The sequence below is a fragment of the Flavobacterium aureirubrum genome, assembly GCF_038739835.1.
GTDB lineage: Bacteria > Bacteroidota > Bacteroidia > Flavobacteriales > Flavobacteriaceae > Flavobacterium > Flavobacterium aureirubrum.
Window position 1 is genome coordinate 1 of the sequence record NZ_JBCGDO010000122.1, and the last position, 301, is coordinate 301.

At 45.8% G+C, this 301-nt stretch carries 1 pseudogene; it reads left to right on the top strand.

Annotation, left to right across the window (positions count from 1 at the left end):
* Positions 1 to 301, top strand: a pseudogene (locus WFZ85_RS16200) (IS1182 family transposase); the annotation flags it as partial.

The following is a 301-nucleotide window of genomic DNA, read 5'->3' on the forward strand; positions in this document are numbered from 1 at the left end:
GAAAACCTAGCGCTCGAAACTTTTACCGTACTAGTTGACAAAGGCTATCACAACGGACGCGAACTCGAAACCTGCAAAAACCACAATATCAACACCCTAGTGGCCCATCCAGATCAAGGCAAAAGCAACGAAAATGGCACACAACCCGAGTATTTAGTATCCAAGTTCATTTACAACAAAGACGCAAACACCTATACCTGTCCACAAGGACAAACCCTCACCACTACTGGTAGCTGGCACAAAAAAACGGGTCGCACCGAAGAAAGCGGTTATATGTACCAAAAATACCGCACACCAGCCT